Raw genomic sequence first — 15,117 nt, 5'->3', positions numbered from 1 at the left:
GAGGTCACGGTCATGCACGAATCCCTACCCACCTGGCACGCCGGCGAAACCCTTATTCAGGAACGCCTGGGCGTCCGTGAGCGCATGGCGGCCCTGGGTCCGCGGGTGATCCGCTCGTTCATGCCTGACCAGCATCGGCAGTTCTTCGCGCAGTTGCCCTTTGTGATACTGGGCAGCGTCGATGCCGAGGGGGCGGCCTGGGCGACGATCCTGGCAGGCCAGCCCGGCTTTCTCGCCTCGCCCACGCCCACCACCCTGGACATCGCCGCCCATCTCTCAGCCGAGGATCCGGCAACCCCGGGCCTGGGCGACGGCGCCGCCGTGGGCCTGCTCGGCATCGAGTTGCATACGCGCCGCCGCAATCGCATGAACGGCACACTCAGCGTCACTGCCCAGGGTCTGCGCGTGACGGTGGACCAGAGCTTCGGCAATTGCCCGCGCTATATCCAGCTGCGCGACCTGAGCGTCGTCCACGCGCCAGGCCCGCCCCCGGTCGCATCGGTGGAGAACCTCACTTGCCTGGACGCCGATGCTCGCGCGTTGATTGCCGGCGCCGATACCTTTTTCGTCGCTTCCTATGCCGACCAGCAAGGCCAGCGGCGGGTCGATGTCTCCCATCGCGGCGGCAAGCCGGGCTTCGTCCGAGTCGGCGCCGAGGACCTGCTGACCATTCCCGACTTCAACGGCAATCTGTTCTTCAACACCTTGGGCAATGTCGTCGCCAACGGCCGGGCCGGGCTGCTGTTCGTGGACTACGAACACGGGGATCTGCTGCAGCTGAGCGGCACCGCCGAGGTGCTGTTCGACTCGCCGGAGATCGCGGCTTTCGACGGGGCCGAGCGGCTCTGGGCCTTTCGCCCACGGCGGATCGTTCGCCGCCGCGCCGCCCTGGCGCTGCGCTGGAAGGCCCAAGCCAGAGGAGCGTCGGACAGCAGCCAGCTGACCGGCAGCTGGCTGGAAGTCGAGCGGCGCCTGGAGGCTGGGGCCCAGGGCCGCCACTGGCGCCCGCTACGCATCGCCCGGATCGTCCAGGAGAGCACCACCATCCGCTCCTTCCATCTCGAACCCGTGGACGCCGCCGGCTTGCCTCCCTATCAGGCCGGTCAGTTCCTGCCGATTCGGGTGACACCTCGGCCGGGCCAGCCCTACCTGGTGCGGACCTATACCCTGACCTCCCTCCCCGCGGACGGTCGCTACCGCATCAGCGTCAAGCGCGACGGTCTGGTCTCTCAGCTGCTCCACGACCAGTGGCGCGAAGGCGATTTGATCGAAGCGCGAATGCCCGCCGGCGACTTCACCCTGGCACCCGCTGACACTCGTCCCCTGGTGTTGCTGGCCGCCGGAATCGGCATCACCCCACTGCTGGCCATGTTGCGGCAGCTGGTCCATGAAGGTCGGCGAACCGTCACGCTGTTCTATGGCGCCCGCACCAGGGCGGAACGGGCCTTCGACAGGGAGCTCGCCGAGCTGCTGGCCCAGGCGCCGGAGTCGATACGGATGATCAGGGTGCTGAGCGATCCCTCCGATGCGCTTCCCGGGGTGGACTATGACGCCGCCGGACGCATCGAGATGGCGTTGCTGGAGCGCTACCTGCCCTTTGGCGACTACGACTTCTACCTCTGTGGTCCGGCTGCCTTTACCCAGGGGCTCTATGACGGCCTGCGGGGTCATGGCATCGAGGATGATCGTATCCATGCCGAAGCCTTCGGGCCGGCTGGACTGATGCGCACCGTCACGGCGACGGCGGAAGTAACCCGCCCAGCGGTGTCCACCGAGACCATTCCGGTGCGCTTCACGGCGTCCGGCCGGGAGGCGCGGTGGACGCCTGCGGCCGGCAGCCTGCTGGAACTGGCCGAGGCCCAGGGGCTGGAGCCTGCGTTCAGCTGTCGCGAGGGGCACTGTGGCAGCTGCCGTACCCGCTTGCTCAAGGGCGCTGTTACCTATCTCAAGGAACCCGCCGCGGCGGTGGGCGCCAATCAGGCGCTGCTCTGTTGCGCGCGGCCCGCGGCCGGGTCCGCGCCGCTGGAATTCGATCTCTAGGCTGGTCAGCCAGGTCGGGTCGACTACCATGCACCTCTGGCCGGTCCGCTCCGGCGCCCTGAGGAAGACCCCGCAGATGGATCGTTGGCAGGCGATGCGCGTGTTCGTGAAGGTGGCCGAAACCGAGAGCTTCGCCCGCGCGGCCCGGGAACTGCACCTGAGCGCACCGGCGGTGACGCGCCTGGTGGCCGGCCTGGAGGCGCTGGTCGGCGCCCGCTTGCTGGTGCGCACCACCCGCTCGGTGAAGCCCACCGAGGCCGGCGCCCGCTATCTGCAGGATTGTCGGCGCATTCTCGGCGAGATCGCCGAGGCGGAACTGGCCGCCGCCGGGCACCAGGTCGAGCCTTCGGGCACCCTGGCGATCACCGCACCGCTCTTGTTCGGCCAGCTGCACGTGCTGCCGCTGGTGCTGGACTTTCTCGCCCGCTATCCGGAGATGCGCGTCCGTACCTTTTTCGTCGACCGGCAGGTGAATCTGCTGGACGAGGGCATGGATGTCGCCCTGCGCATTGGTCAGTTGCCGGATTCGGGGCTTACCGCCATCCAGGTCGGCCAGATGCGGCGGGTGGTCTGCGCGGCCCCGAGCTATCTGGAGGCGCGCGGTACTCCCGCCACTCCAGCCGCACTCAAGGAGCACCGCATCCTTGTCTGCCAGGGCGCCTGGGCCTCGCCGGAATGGCGCTTCGCCCGCGGACAGCGGGTGGTGGTGGATCCGCTGTTGCTGTGCAACACCAACGAAGCCGCCATCGCCGCGGCCAAGGCGGGGCACGGTCTGACCCGGGTGCTGCATTACCAGATCGCCCCGGCGCTGGCCGAAGGCAGCCTGCGGATCGTACTGACTGACCACGAGGAGGCGCCCCTGCCGGTGCACCTGGTCTATCCCCAGGGCCGCCAGGCGGCGGCCAAGGTCAGGGCCTTCGTCGAACTGGCCGTGGCGGCGTTGCGCGGTGATCCGCTGTTTGGCGAACCGTCCGACTGAGCAGGCCTATTGGCCACCGCACAAACTGCGGCCAGGACGCGCCGAACGCGTTCCGCCACCGCTCGTGCAGCGTTAATTCGGCATCCGCCGCCACCACCGCTCCCTAGACTCAGGGGCTGACCTGCCACTGGGAGCGCCACCATGCCACTGCACCCCGATCTGCGAGACCCACGCCTGTTCAAGGAATCCGCCTATGTCGACGGTCACTGGATAGCCGCCGACAACGGCGCCACCTTCGCCGTGGAAAATCCTGCCACCGGCGCCGTCATCGCCCAGGTGGCGGCGCTGGAGGCAGCGGAAACCGCCTGCGCCATCGCCGCCGGGGAAGCGGCCTGGCCGGCCTGGCGCGAGCGTCCGGCAGCCGAGCGCGCGGTCCTGCTGGAGCGCTGGCACGCGCTGATGCTGGAGCATCAGGAAGACCTGGCCCTGCTGATGACCCTGGAACAGGGCAAGCCCCTGGCCGAGGCGCGCGGCGAGATCGCCTATGGCGCCAGCTTCGTCAAATGGTTCGCCGAAGAAGCCCGGCGCGCCTATGGCGACATCCTGCCCGCCCCGACGCAAGATCGCCGCGTGCTGGTGCTCAGGCAACCGGTGGGCGTCGCCGCCGCCATCACCCCGTGGAATTTCCCCAACGCCATGATCACCCGCAAGGCCGCGCCGGCGCTGGCGGCCGGCTGCCCGGTGGTGATCAAGCCCTCGGACCTCACCCCGCTCTCGGCCCTGGCGCTCGCCGAGCTTGCCGACCGCGCCGGCTTTCCGCCCGGCGTCTTCAATGTGCTCACCGGGATGCCCGCCGGCATCGGTGGCGAACTGACCGGCAATCCGGCGGTGCGCAAGCTGTCGTTCACCGGCTCCACCCGCATTGGCCAGCTGCTGTTGGCGCAGTGCGCGGCCACGGTGAAGCGCACCAGCATGGAGCTGGGCGGCAACGCCCCCTTCATCGTCTTCGACGACGCCGATCTGGACCTGGCCGTCACTGGGGTGTTGCAGAGTAAATTTCGCAACGCCGGTCAGACCTGCGTCTGCGCCAACCGCATCCTGGTACAGGACGGCATCCACGATCGCTTCGCCGAGCGTCTGGCCGCCGAGGCCGCCAAGTTCAAGGTGGGCAACGGCCTGGAGACCGGAGTGACGCTGGGTCCGCTGATCAATCGCCAGGCGGTGGACAAGGTGGCCCGCCACGTCGACGACGCCCTGACCCAGGGTGCCAGGGCCCTGTTCGGCGGCCTGCCCAGCGGCCGTGACCAGTTCGTCGCCCCCACGGTGCTCACCGGCGCCACGGCGGACATGCTGCTGGCCAGCGAGGAGACCTTCGGCCCGGTGGCGCCGTTGTTTCGCTTCCGCGACGAGGCCGAGGCCCTGGCCCTGGCCAACGCCACGCCCTACGGCCTGGCCGCCTACTACTACACCCAGGACCTGCGCCGCGCCTGGCGGGTGGGCGAACAGCTGGATTTCGGCATGGTGGCGCTCAACACCGGCACCCTGTCGATGGAAGTCGCACCCTTTGGCGGCGTGAAGCAATCCGGCCTGGGCCGCGAAGGTTCGCACCTGGGGTTGGACGAGTACCTGGAGGTGAAGGCCTGGCACCTGGGTGGCCTCGACTGAGGCCCGACGGCGGCGGTCAACCGAAAATGCCGCCGCTCCTGACCAAAACAGCCGATCGCGATGCCGGGGCCAGCAACTTCAGCGTTACCGACCCCAGGGCCTGCGTAGGCTGGAACTCTCGCCCCTGCCTGGAGTATCGCCGCATGAATTCCGCTGCCAAAGCCACCGAACGCCTGCTGGGTTATCGCGAACAAGGCGTGCCCCGCGGCATCATCACCGCCCACCCCGTCGTGGTGGCCCGCGCCCAGGGCAGCGAGGTCTGGGACGTGGATGGTCGCCGCTACCTCGATTTCGTCGGCGGCATCGGCGTGCTCAACGTTGGTCACAATCACCCGCGGGTGGTGGAGGCCGTCCGCCGCCAGGTCGGGGAGATCTCCCACGCCAGTTTCCAGGTGATGGCCTACGAGCCCTACCTGGAACTGGCCAGCCGCCTCAACACCCTGATCGGCGATGGTGAGGCCTACAAGACGCTGCTGCTGACCTCCGGCGCCGAGGCGGTGGAAAACGCCATCAAGATCGCCCGTGCCCACACCAAAAGGCCCGGGGTGATCGCCTTTCGCGGCGGCTTCCACGGTCGCACCCTGCTCGGCGTGACCCTTACCGGCTTCGCCCAGCCCTACAAGCAGAATTTCGGGCCCTTCCCTGGTGACATCTACCACGCGCCCTACCCCGATGCCTTCCGCGGGGTGGACAGCCAGCAGGCCCTGGCCGGCCTGCGCGAGGTCTTCGCCACCCAGGTCTCCCCCGACCAGGTGGCTGCCATCCTGATCGAACCGGTACAGGGCGACGGCGGTTTCCGCCCGGCGCCGGTGGAATTCCTCCAGGGGTTGCGCGCGCTGTGCGACCAGCACGGTATCGTCCTCATCGCGGACGAGATCCAGACTGGCTTCGGCCGTACCGGCAGCCTCTTCGCCTTCCAGCAGACCGGCATCCAGCCCGACCTGGTGACGGTGGCCAAGAGCCTGGCCGGCGGCCTGCCGCTTTCCGGGGTGGTCGGCCGCGCTGCCATCATGGACGCGCCCCTGCCCGGTGGCCTCGGCGGTACCTACGGCGGCAACGCCCTGGCCTGCGCCGCAGCGCTGGCAGTCCTGGACATCTTCGACGAGGAAGACCTGGTCGCCCGTGGGGTCACTCTGGGCGAGCAGCTGCGCAGCGGTCTGCTCGACCTGCAGCGCCGCCACCCGCGTATCGGTGAGGTCCGCGGCCGCGGCTTCATGCTGGCGGTGGAGATGGTGGGCGCGGACGGCAGGAGCCCGGACGCCGCCCTCGCTCAGCAGGTCATCGAGGGCGCTCGTCAGGCCGGATTGCTGGTGATCAAGTGCGGGGTGGAACGCAATGTCATCCGTTTCCTGGCGCCTCTGGTCACCACCGAGGCACAACTGGCCGAAGCCTTGCAGATGTTCGGCCAGGCTCTCGCCCAGGCTGGTGCCTGAGGTCAAACGTAACGCCGCCCGGCCCGGCTGTGGCAGCGCCAAGGGAATCCGACCATGAGAATCACGCGTTACCAGGCCCTAGGCTTTTCCTGCTACGGCACCCTCGTCGACCGTGAAGGGGGCATCCTCGAAGCCCTGCGCCCCCTTGTGGCGCAGGCGGGCCTGAGCACCCATCCCGACTGGCTGCTCGGCAGCTACCACCGCCTGGCCCGCGAACTGCGCCAGGCGGCTCCCACTGCCAGCCAGACCAGCCTGCACCTGCGCATTCACCAGCGACTGGCGCAGGAGTTGCAACAGGAAGCCGACCTGGATGCCAGCGTGGCTTTTGGAAACGCCACGACGTGCTGGCCGGTGTTCGAGGATGCTCCGGGCGCGCTGCAGTACCTGAGCAAGTTCTATCGATTGGTGTTGCTGGCCTCGCCCGATGACGGCGAGGCGGCAGCGGTCACGGCGCGCTTGCCTGAGGTGTTCGCCGCCGTGATCCCCAACCGCGGTGGCGATCTGCGCCAGGCGTTGGACAACACCCTGGAAGAACTGGGCTTGGCGCGTGGAGATTTGCTGCCCATCAGAGGCAGTGAACCGGACGATCCCTGGAGTGCCCTGGTGGATTTTCCCCTGTGTACCCTGCGCCGTGATCGCTCGCGGCCCTGGAACCTTTCGCGGCAGGCCCTGGATGGCACGCGATGCGAGTACGCGAGTCTCGCCGATCTGGTGCATGCGCACCAGACCGCCCTGCGTGCCTAGCCTGCCGTTCACGATTGCGAGGAACGACGATGGACGCCGCAACAAAACTGGACCGCATCGACATCAACATCCTGGTGCAGCTGCAGAAGGATGGCCGGATGACCAATGTCAGTCTCGCCGAAGCCGTGGGCCTCTCCCCCAGCCCCTGCCTGCAGCGGGTCAAGCGCCTGGAGGCGGCCGGCTACATCAGTGGCTACGAGGCCCACGTCAACCTCGCCAAGATCGCCAACTCGGTGACGGTGTTCACCGAAGTTACCCTCTCCGACCACAAGCGCGCCGACTTCGTGAAGTTCGAGTCCTTTATCCGCGGGGTCGACGAGATCCTCGAATGCCACCTCATCAGCGGCGGCTACGACTACCTGCTGCGCTTCATGTGCAGCAGCATCGGTCACTACCAGGAATTGATGGAATCCATCCTCGACCGCAACGTCGGTATCGAGAAGTACTTCAGCTACATCGTCATCAAGTCGCCGGTGGTCAAGAATGCCCTGCCGCTGCGCAGCCTGATCAAGGCGGGCTAGTACTCCCCGGCTCGACGCTCCGCCAGCATCCCGCTGCCGGAGCGCGCCGTTCCTAGCGCAGGATGCAATAGAGCTTGCGTACCGTCTCCCGACTGTCCCAGGCCATGGGTGTCGCCGCCGGCACCAGCACCGCCTCGCCCGCCCTGACACTGCAGGGCGCTTCACCCTCGACGGCCAGGGTCACAGAGCCGGCATAGAGCAGCATCAGTTCGCAATGGGGATTGGTCACTGCCTTGCGCACGTAACCGGTGCATTCCCACATCCCTACCCGCAAGGCGCCGCAGCCGCTTTCGAACAGATCGCAGCCGGTGGCCGTGGGCTTAGGACTGAGCAAGACGCTGGCCGCCGGTGGCGGCGAGGGTTCGCGCGGAGCCGAGGGATCCAGCAGCACGGGCGCCTGGGGCATGGCGCCTTCGCTGGCGCGGCCGGGAAAGGCCATGAACAGGCGACGTAGCTCGCCACTATGACGCCAACGGCAACTCAGGCCCCGGGGCAGGACAAAGGCATCGCCGGCCTTGAGCTGCAGGGCGCCACCGGCCCACTCCAGCTGCAATTCGCCCGCTTCGAGAATGCTCACTTCCACCCAGGGAAAGTCATTCAGCTGGCAATCGGCGAAGTGGCTGGTGGCGCTGCCCATGACATAGCCCAGGCGGTCGTCGTGCAGGTGCAGTTCCCGGCCGGCGGCCAGGGGATCACTGTGCAGGGGCTGCAGCGCGCGCGGCAGCTGGCGGTCATTGGGCGGTTGGCAGTAGTGCAACAGGGGCATGGCGGATCCTCACGACAAGAGGCGCGACGGGCATGCCGCGGACAGGGTCAGTATCGACCGCCAAGACGGCCGGTATATGGCGTTTCCGTCGCGACGCAGCACAGAAGCTGCCGTTTTTCCCAGATGCGGCGCAGTTTCCACCGCACCACCGATCATGACGGCGCGGCACGGGATTTCAGGACAAACTACCGCCCCCTTGCGCCATCCTTGAGCTTTGCCGGAGACCTTCCCATGACGCTGCTCTACAAGGCCGATCCCGAACGCGGCCAGGCCTGGCGACGCCTGTTCCAGGAACAGGCGCCCGATATCGAATTTCGCCAGTGGCCGGAGGTGGGCAACGCCGACGAGGTGCGCTACCTGGCCTGCTGGCAACCACCGCAGGACCTCGCCCAGCGCTTTCCCAACCTGGAGGTGCTGTTCGCCACCTCGGCCGGGGTCGATCAGTTCGACCTGAGCCTGCTGCCTGCCGACCTGCCGGTGGTGCGCATGCTCGATCCCGGCATCGTCGCCGGCATGGTGGAGTACGCCACCCTCATGGTGCTGGCGCTGCATCGCCAGTTGCCGCTCTATCTCGACCAGCAGGCCGCGGGACGCTGGCAGGAACATGCCCTGGTGACGGCGAATAACAGACGCGTCGGCGTGCTGGGTCTCGGCCAGATCGGCCAGGCGGTGCTGGAGCGGCTCGCCACCTTTGGCTTCCAGCTCTCGGGCTGGTCGCGATCGCCCCATGAGCTGCCAGGGGTACGCTGTCATGCCGGTCCCGAGCAGCTGCCGGCGTTTCTCGCCGATTGCGAGATCCTCATCTGCCTGCTGCCCCTGACCCCGGAGACGCGCGGCATTCTCGATGCCGAACTGTTCGCCGCCCTGCCTCGTGGCGCCAGCCTGATCAACCTGGGCCGTGGCGCCCAGCTGGTGGAAGCCGATCTGCTGGCGGCCCTGGACAGCGGTCAGCTGAGCCAGGCGGTGCTGGACGTGGTGGAGCCGGAACCGCCCGCGGCCGACCATCCCTTCTGGCAGCATCCGCGCATCTGGCTGACGCCCCACGTGGGCGCCATGACGGTGCCGGAAACGGCCTTCACGGTCTTGCTGGACAACATCCGCCACCATCAGCGCGGCGAGCCGATGCGTGGGCTGGTCGATCGGCAGCGGGGGTACTAGCCGAGGCTCGGGGTGGCCTCAACCCAAGGCCACCCGCAACCGTCCCAGCAAGGCATCGCAGGCCTCCAGCTGGCTGATCTCGACGTATTCGTCGGGCTTGTGCGCCTGCTCGATGCTGCCGGGCCCGCAGACCACCACCGGGGTGTCCAGACGACTGGCGAAGAGGCCGCCCTCGGTGCCGAAGGCCACCTTGAGCTGGGTGGTGCCGGGTTCGACCAGGGTCTGCAGGAAGCGCACGGCCTCGACGCTGGGATGGGTGTCCAGGCCCGGATAGGCATTGACCGTCTCGATGTCGATGGCGGCCTTGGCTGACGTCTGCCGTGCCTCCCTGACCAGGTGGTCCGCCGTTTCCTGCAGCTTGGCCACCAGGCTCGCGGGATCGTCCGCCGGCAGGTGGCGGATCTCGAAATCCAGGGTGCAGAGATTGGGCACGATGTTCAGCGCCTTGCCGCCCTCGATCCGCCCGACATGCAGGGTGGTGTAGGGAATGTCGTAGGCCGCGTCACGGGCGCCCTCTTCCGCCAGGCGCCGCTGGCTGGTGCGCAGGGCCGTGACCAGATCGCTGGCCAGGTGGATGGCGTTGACGTGCAGCGGGGCTCGCGAAGAGTGCCCTTCCTGGCCTCGACAGTGAGCCCGCAGCGCCGCCTTGCCCTTGTGGCCGAGGGCGACCTGCATGTTCGTGGGTTCGCCGACGATGCAGAGGAAAGGCCGCACCGGCGCCAGCTCCAGCACATCCAGCAGTCGCCGTACCCCGACGCAGCCGATCTCCTCGTCGTGGGAGAGTGCCAGCTGCAAGGGTCGTCTCAGCGGTTCACCGCGAGCGGCGTCCAGCAGCGCCACCACCGCACAGGCGACGAAGCCCTTCATGTCGCAGGCGCCGCGGCCATGGATCCGGCCGTCCTTGAGGGTCCCCGCGAATGGCGGCAGGGTCCAGGCCTGGCCGGCCACGGGCACCACGTCCGTATGCCCGGAGAGCAGCACGCCGGGCACGTCGCCTGGGCCGACGCTGGCGAAGAGATTGGCCTTGCGCCTGCTCTCGTCGAGCACCAGGCGGCAGGCGATACCGGCGCCTTCCAGCAGGCCCTGCACATGCTGGATCAGCGCCAGGTTGGAGTCGGCGGAGACGGTGGGAAAGCCGATCAGGGTGCGCAGCAGGTCCTGGCTGTTCATCCGGCAAGGCTCTCCCGGCGCGGTTGCGCGAAACGGGCCACGTCGAAGGCCGCCAGGGGGGTGTCGGTACGGCCGGTGGCGATCAGCTCGGCCATGGTGTCCCCTACTCCCGGGCCAAGCTGGAAGCCGGCACCACAGAAACCGAAGGCGTAGTAGAGCCCCGGCACCTGGCTGCTGGGGCCCATGATCGGCAGGTCGTCGGCGATGTAGCCCTCGACCCCGCTCCAGGTACGGATCACGTTGACCCGCCCCAGCGCCGGCGCCAGGCGGCGCAGCTGGGTGAGCTGATTGAGCAGGCCGTGGGGTTCGGCGCGGGCCAGACGGGTGTCCAGATCCGGTCGGGTGCGGAAGCAGCCGCCAAAGATCACGTTGCCCCGCGGGATCTGGCGGAAATAGATGGTCTCGCTCACCAGCGGCGAAGACACGCCCACCGCTTCCTTGAAGGCATAGGGCAAGGGCTCGGTAACGCCCATCTGCGGCCCGTGGGTCTCGATGGGCACCGGCTCGCCGAACTGGCTCGACAGCCGACTGCCCCAGGCCCCGGCGGTGATCAGCAACCGTGGCGCCTGGTAGCGGCGACCATCGGCGGCCTGCACCAGGAAGTCACCGCCCGGCTTGGTGACCTGGGTGATCTCGACCCCTTCCTGCAGATCGACGCCTTCGCGCATCGCGGCGCGGGCGAACGCCGGCGCGGCCAGGCGCGGATTGGCGTGGCCATCGTGGGGCGCATAGGAGCCGGCCACCACCTCGGGGCCCAGGTAGGGAAACTTTTCGTGCAGGGCCGCGCCTTCGAGCACCTGCAGCTCCAGGGCGGCGGTCTCCGGTGCCCGTGCATACTCATGCAGCATGGCGATGCGCGATGGATCGTAGACCACCCGCAGATGGCCGCCGGGAATGAACTCCAGATCGTCCCCGATAAGCTCCGGTAGCCGCCCCCAGATCCCCCGCGACCGCGTGGCCAGTGCGACCTGACTCAGGTAGCGGCCCTGACGGCGGACATTGCCGAAGTTGGTGCCACTGGCGAAGCGCCCGACCTGGTCACGCTCCAGTAGGAGCACCGACAAGCCCCGGCGCCGCAGGAAAAAGGCGCTGGCGCTGCCCATGATGCCGGCGCCGACGATGATGACGTCGGCCTGGTTGGCGGCATTCTGGCTCATGATGACACCTCCTCTTCGCTGGTCACGATGCCCAGCGGCAATGGCCGGACCGGCGCCTGGCCACGCAGGCGGCCAACGGTCTCGACCGGCACCCCGGATTCGGCGGCGATGATCTCCGCTCCGGCCTGGGCGCAATAGCGACCCTGGCAGCGACCCATACCGACCCGGCTGAAGGCCTTGGCGCGATTGGCCTCGCGAGCGCCCTTTTCGCGGACCACGGCGCGCAGTTCGCCGGCGGTGATGCCTTCGCAACGGCAGACCACCGCCGTGTCCGGCAGACTGGCCATCTGCCTGGCCGGCCAGGGAAAGGCCTCGGCCAGGCCCAGGCGAAAGCGCTCCTGCACTGCCAGCGCCTCGCGGCAGCGCTCGGCGAGGCCGGCGGGCGGCGTGAACTGGAGATCCGCCAGCACCGTACAGGCGGCCAGTCGGCCGGCCAGTTCGGCCGCGTCGGCGCCGCGTACCCGGGCGCCGTCGCCCGCGGCATAGACGCCCGGCGTGGAGGTTCGCCCCTCCCCATCCAGTTGCAGCACCCATTGGCCAGTGGCCCGCTCGAATTCGAAGGCGCAGCGGGCCAGGTCGGCCAGCTGGGTTTCCGGGCGCAGGTGATAGCCCAGCCCCACGGCGTCGCCGACCACCTCCTGACGCAGACCGCGGGCATCGGCGAAGGCCACGCCACGCACGCCCTGCTCGGCATCACCAAGGATCTCCAGGGGGGTGACGCCCAGGTGCAGGGGCACCCCGGCGCGCTTGAGCGAGGCCATGAGCTGCACGCCCTTCCAGGCCACACCCGGCCGGGCCAGCAGCTTGGGCGTGGCGAGGGCGCGCAGGTGCAGGGGCGCGGTATCGAGCACCGCCGCCACCGTGGCCCCGGCCTGCTGGTACTGGCTGGCGACCAGATAGAGCAAGGGACCGCTGCCCAGGAAGATCACCCGCCGGCCAATGGACACCGCCTGAGCCTTGAGGGCGATCTGGGCGCCGCCGAGGGTGTAGGTGCCGGCCAGGTTCCAGCCCGGCACCGGTAGCAAACGGTCACCGGCCCCGGTGCAGAGCACCAGGGCATCGAAATCCAGGGTGCGCTGGCGATTGCCCTGCACCGTGTAGAGGGTGCGCTCGTGCAGGTGCCAGGCCAGGGTGTCGGGGCGGTAGTCGAGGCGTCCGCGCAAGCCGTCGAAGGTGCGATGCAGGCTTTCGGCCTTGCCCGCCTCGCTGCCATAGAGGGTGGCATAGGGACGCTGGAAACCCTCGGGCTGGCGGCGATAGATCTGGCCGCCGTCGCGTCGATTCTCGTCGATCACCACCGGGCTGATGCCGGCGGCCAGCAGGGTCTCGGCGCACCGCACGCCGGCCGGACCGGCACCGACGATGACTACCCGCGGAGTGCTCTTGCCCGGTTGGGCTAGGCCAGATTCCATACCGCCTCCGGTTGCGCGGTGAGGATCTGCAGTCCTTCGCGGACCTCGGTGCCGCAGGCGCGCAGGCGCTCGCCCTCGGCGGTCCACACCCAGCAATCCTGGCAGGCGCCCATCAGGCAGAAGCCGGCACGGCGCTCGTCACCGAATTCGGAACGCCGCAGCGCCGGACCGTTGGCGAGCAAGGCGACCATCAGGGTATCGCCGGCCAGGGCCGTGACCGGCAGCCCGTCGACGGTGAGACTGACCTGCGGCCGGCCGGTTTCGGCGAGTCGCTGGAAACGGGAAGTCATGCGCGAACTCCTTGGGAATGCAGCACGGCGCCGCCCTGCAGCCGCTGCAGGGTCTCGCCATCATGGTGACAGAGGATGCGGTTGCCGCCAGCCAGCGTCTGGGGCCGTGGCGGCACCCGGTCGCAGCGCCCTTCCCGCCGTACCGGGCAACGCTGCAGGAAGCTGCAGAGGCGTCCGCTGGCCGGAGCCGATGAGGCCAGGGGCAGTAACGTGCGCACCGGCTGTTCTTCCAGCCAGCCCTGGCGCAGCGCGGGCACCGAGGCGGTGAGCAATTCGGTGTAGGGGTGCAGCGGCGGATGCTGCAGGGTGGCCGGGGTGCCCAGCTCCACCGGCTGGCCGGCATAGAGCACCAGCACCTCATCGCAGAGACTGCGTACCGTGGAGATATCGTGGCTGATGAACAGATAGGCCAGCCCCAGCTCACGGCGCAACTCGACGAGCAGGTCGAGAATGGCCGCGCCGACCACGGTATCCAGCGCCGAGGTGACCTCGTCACAGAGGATCAGCTCGGGTTCCGCGGCCAGGGCACGGGCCAGGTTGACCCGCTGCTTCTGGCCACCGGAAAGCTCGCCCGGACGCCGGCTGGCGAGGCTGGCTGGGAGTTGTACCCGGTCGAGCAACTCGCGGACCTTGTGCTGGCGTGTGGCCTTGTCGAAGGCGTGATAGGTCTCCAGCGGGCGCGTGAGGATGCGCTCCACGCTGTGGGCCGGATTGAGCGCCGTGTCGGCGTTCTGATAGACCAGTTGCACCCGGCGGAATTGCTCGCGGGTGCGGCCTTCCAGGCCCGGTGGCAGCAGTTCGCCGCCCAGGCGCACGCTGCCCTGGGCCGGTGGTAGCAAGCCGGCGATGACCCGCGCCAGGGTCGACTTGCCCGAGCCGGATTCGCCGATCACCCCCAGGGCCTGGCCGGCGGCGATGCGCAGATCGATACCCTCCAGCACCCGGTAACGTGGCAGGCCATCGGCGCCGCTGGGGCCATAGCCTGCCACCAGGTCCTTCACTTCCAGTACCGGCGCCGCAGTCTCGACCGTGGGCAGGCCACGCTCCGTCAGGGGCTCCGGCCGGGCCGCCGCCAGCAGGCTGCGGGTATAGGGATGGCGAGCGCTGGCCAGCAGCCGTTCGGTGCGGCGGTTCTCATAGACCTCGCCGCCGTTGAGCACCAGGATGCGATCGGCCATCTGGGCCACCACCGCCAGGTCGTGGGAGACGTAGATGGCGGTCACGCCCCGCTCACGGACCACCTGCTTGAACACCCGCAGCACCTCGATCTGGGTGGTCACGTCCAGCGCCGTGGTGGGTTCGTCGAGGATCACCAGGGTCGGATCGGTGATCAGCGCCATGGCCGCCATCAACCGCTGCAACTGACCGCCCGAGACCTGGTGCGGATAGCGCTGACCGATGTGCTCGGGATCCGGCAGCGCCAGCTCCCTGAACAGTTGCAGCGCCCGCGCTTCGGCTTCCTGGCGCGTCAGTACACCATGGATCAGGGCGCTCTCGATGATCTGTTCCATCAGGCGCCGCGACGGGTTGAAGGCCGCCGCGGCGCTCTGGGCGATATAGGCCACGGTGCGACCGCGCAGGCGGCGCAGGCCAGCGGCGTCCAGCTCCAGCACCTGGGTGTCGCCGACGCGGATCGAGCCACCGGCCAACCGACAGCCCGCCCGGGCATAGCCGAGCAACGACAGGGCGATGGTGGTCTTGCCCGAGCCGGACTCGCCGATCAGCGCCAGCACCTCGCCCTTGGCCAGGCTGAAGCCGACGTCCTTGACGATGGTGGTTTCACCGCCGTCGTCGCCCTGGGCGACCACGCGCAGGCCCTTGACCTCTACCAGCAATTCCATC

Annotated in this window: 13 protein-coding genes; 7 read left to right on the top strand and 6 right to left on the bottom strand. The window is 68.7% G+C overall.

All coding sequences use genetic code 11. The features are described 5' to 3' along the window. Nucleotides 1-12: 12 nt before the first annotated feature. From V6W80_RS10620 to V6W80_RS10595, 6 genes are all read left to right on the top strand, one after another. Nucleotides 13-2,040, top strand: coding sequence for a pyridoxamine 5'-phosphate oxidase family protein (locus tag V6W80_RS10620; RefSeq protein WP_338547005.1), 2,028 nt, complete (start codon nt 13-15; stop codon nt 2,038-2,040). A 76-nt stretch (nt 2,041-2,116) separates the two neighbouring features. Continuing rightward, complete coding sequence (locus V6W80_RS10615; protein ID WP_338547004.1) at nt 2,117-3,019, top strand: LysR family transcriptional regulator; 903 nt, start codon at nt 2,117-2,119, stop codon at nt 3,017-3,019. A 141-nt stretch (nt 3,020-3,160) separates the two neighbouring features. After that, nucleotides 3,161-4,624, top strand: a complete 1,464-nt coding sequence (locus tag V6W80_RS10610) for an NAD-dependent succinate-semialdehyde dehydrogenase (RefSeq protein WP_338547002.1) — start codon at nt 3,161-3,163, stop codon at nt 4,622-4,624. 143 nt (nt 4,625-4,767) lie between these two features. Then, nucleotides 4,768-6,057, top strand: a complete 1,290-nt coding sequence (gene gabT, locus V6W80_RS10605) for a 4-aminobutyrate--2-oxoglutarate transaminase (protein WP_338547000.1) — start codon at nt 4,768-4,770, stop codon at nt 6,055-6,057. Between the two features lie 54 nt (nt 6,058-6,111). Further along, on the top strand, nt 6,112-6,801 hold the full coding sequence (locus V6W80_RS10600) for a hypothetical protein (RefSeq protein ID WP_257706115.1): 690 nt from the start codon (nt 6,112-6,114) through the stop codon (nt 6,799-6,801). 29 nt (nt 6,802-6,830) lie between these two features. Next, nucleotides 6,831-7,322 carry an Lrp/AsnC family transcriptional regulator gene (locus V6W80_RS10595; protein WP_007161776.1) on the top strand — a complete coding sequence of 164 codons (492 nt, stop codon included), beginning with the start codon at nt 6,831-6,833 and terminating at the stop codon, nt 7,320-7,322. Nucleotides 7,323-7,374: 52 nt separating this feature from the next. On the opposite strand, the gene V6W80_RS10590 is transcribed toward V6W80_RS10595, so the two are convergent. Then, nucleotides 7,375-8,088, bottom strand: coding sequence for a cupin domain-containing protein (locus V6W80_RS10590; protein WP_338546997.1), 714 nt, complete (start codon nt 8,086-8,088; stop codon nt 7,375-7,377). A 231-nt stretch (nt 8,089-8,319) separates the two neighbouring features. Here V6W80_RS10590 and V6W80_RS10585 point away from each other — a divergent pair, with 231 nt between their 5' ends. Next, nucleotides 8,320-9,246: a 2-hydroxyacid dehydrogenase gene (locus V6W80_RS10585; RefSeq protein ID WP_338546996.1), complete on the top strand. Its 927-nt coding sequence runs from the start codon at nt 8,320-8,322 to the stop codon at nt 9,244-9,246. Nucleotides 9,247-9,264: 18 nt separating this feature from the next. Here V6W80_RS10585 and argE read toward each other — a convergent pair whose 3' ends face one another. Genes argE through V6W80_RS10560 form a run of 5 tightly spaced genes read right to left on the bottom strand, consistent with a single transcriptional unit; the run spans nt 9,265 to nt 15,116 of the window. Then, nucleotides 9,265-10,416, bottom strand: coding sequence for an acetylornithine deacetylase (argE, locus tag V6W80_RS10580; RefSeq protein WP_338546995.1), 1,152 nt, complete (start codon nt 10,414-10,416; stop codon nt 9,265-9,267). Then, the gene (locus V6W80_RS10575; RefSeq protein WP_338546994.1) at nt 10,413-11,573 is read right to left on the bottom strand and encodes an NAD(P)/FAD-dependent oxidoreductase; all 1,161 of its coding nucleotides are present in this window, start codon (nt 11,571-11,573) and stop codon (nt 10,413-10,415) included. Before V6W80_RS10575 ends, argE begins: the two co-directional genes overlap by 4 nt. Beyond that, nucleotides 11,570-12,985 (bottom strand): NAD(P)/FAD-dependent oxidoreductase, encoded by a 1,416-nt coding sequence (locus V6W80_RS10570; protein WP_338546992.1) that lies wholly within the window; start codon nt 12,983-12,985, stop codon nt 11,570-11,572. Before V6W80_RS10570 ends, V6W80_RS10575 begins: the two co-directional genes overlap by 4 nt. Continuing rightward, nucleotides 12,970-13,275, bottom strand: coding sequence for a (2Fe-2S)-binding protein (locus V6W80_RS10565; protein ID WP_338546989.1), 306 nt, complete (start codon nt 13,273-13,275; stop codon nt 12,970-12,972). The genes V6W80_RS10570 and V6W80_RS10565 overlap by 16 nt, the downstream gene beginning before the upstream one ends. Continuing rightward, entirely contained in the window at nt 13,272-15,116 is a 1,845-nt protein-coding gene (locus V6W80_RS10560) for an ABC transporter ATP-binding protein (protein WP_338546988.1), read from the bottom strand. The genes V6W80_RS10565 and V6W80_RS10560 overlap by 4 nt, the downstream gene beginning before the upstream one ends. Between the last annotated feature and the right edge of the window lies 1 nt (nt 15,117).

The organism is Pseudomonas benzopyrenica (assembly GCF_036884265.1).
In the GTDB taxonomy this organism is placed as follows: domain Bacteria; phylum Pseudomonadota; class Gammaproteobacteria; order Pseudomonadales; family Pseudomonadaceae; genus Chryseomonas; species Chryseomonas benzopyrenica.
This window is presented reverse-complemented; position numbering and strand designations above follow the sequence as displayed.

Excerpts from the sequence above, each read along its gene's own strand:
- V6W80_RS10575 (WP_338546994.1), bottom strand. The coding sequence starts at position 11,573 with ATGAGCCAGAATGCCGCCAACCAGGCCGACGTCATCATCGTCGGCGCC.
- V6W80_RS10595 (WP_007161776.1), top strand. The coding sequence starts at position 6,831 with ATGGACGCCGCAACAAAACTGGACCGCATCGACATCAACATCCTGGTG.
- V6W80_RS10610 (WP_338547002.1), top strand. The coding sequence starts at position 3,161 with ATGCCACTGCACCCCGATCTGCGAGACCCACGCCTGTTCAAGGAATCC.
- gabT (WP_338547000.1), top strand. The coding sequence starts at position 4,768 with ATGAATTCCGCTGCCAAAGCCACCGAACGCCTGCTGGGTTATCGCGAA.
- V6W80_RS10570 (WP_338546992.1), bottom strand. The coding sequence starts at position 12,985 with ATGGAATCTGGCCTAGCCCAACCGGGCAAGAGCACTCCGCGGGTAGTC.
- V6W80_RS10620 (WP_338547005.1), top strand. The coding sequence starts at position 13 with ATGCACGAATCCCTACCCACCTGGCACGCCGGCGAAACCCTTATTCAG.
- V6W80_RS10615 (WP_338547004.1), top strand. The coding sequence starts at position 2,117 with ATGGATCGTTGGCAGGCGATGCGCGTGTTCGTGAAGGTGGCCGAAACC.
- V6W80_RS10565 (WP_338546989.1), bottom strand. The coding sequence starts at position 13,275 with ATGACTTCCCGTTTCCAGCGACTCGCCGAAACCGGCCGGCCGCAGGTC.
- V6W80_RS10600 (WP_257706115.1), top strand. The coding sequence starts at position 6,112 with ATGAGAATCACGCGTTACCAGGCCCTAGGCTTTTCCTGCTACGGCACC.
- argE (WP_338546995.1), bottom strand. The coding sequence starts at position 10,416 with ATGAACAGCCAGGACCTGCTGCGCACCCTGATCGGCTTTCCCACCGTC.
- V6W80_RS10590 (WP_338546997.1), bottom strand. The coding sequence starts at position 8,088 with ATGCCCCTGTTGCACTACTGCCAACCGCCCAATGACCGCCAGCTGCCG.
- V6W80_RS10560 (WP_338546988.1), bottom strand. The coding sequence starts at position 15,116 with ATGGAATTGCTGGTAGAGGTCAAGGGCCTGCGCGTGGTCGCCCAGGGC.
- V6W80_RS10585 (WP_338546996.1), top strand. The coding sequence starts at position 8,320 with ATGACGCTGCTCTACAAGGCCGATCCCGAACGCGGCCAGGCCTGGCGA.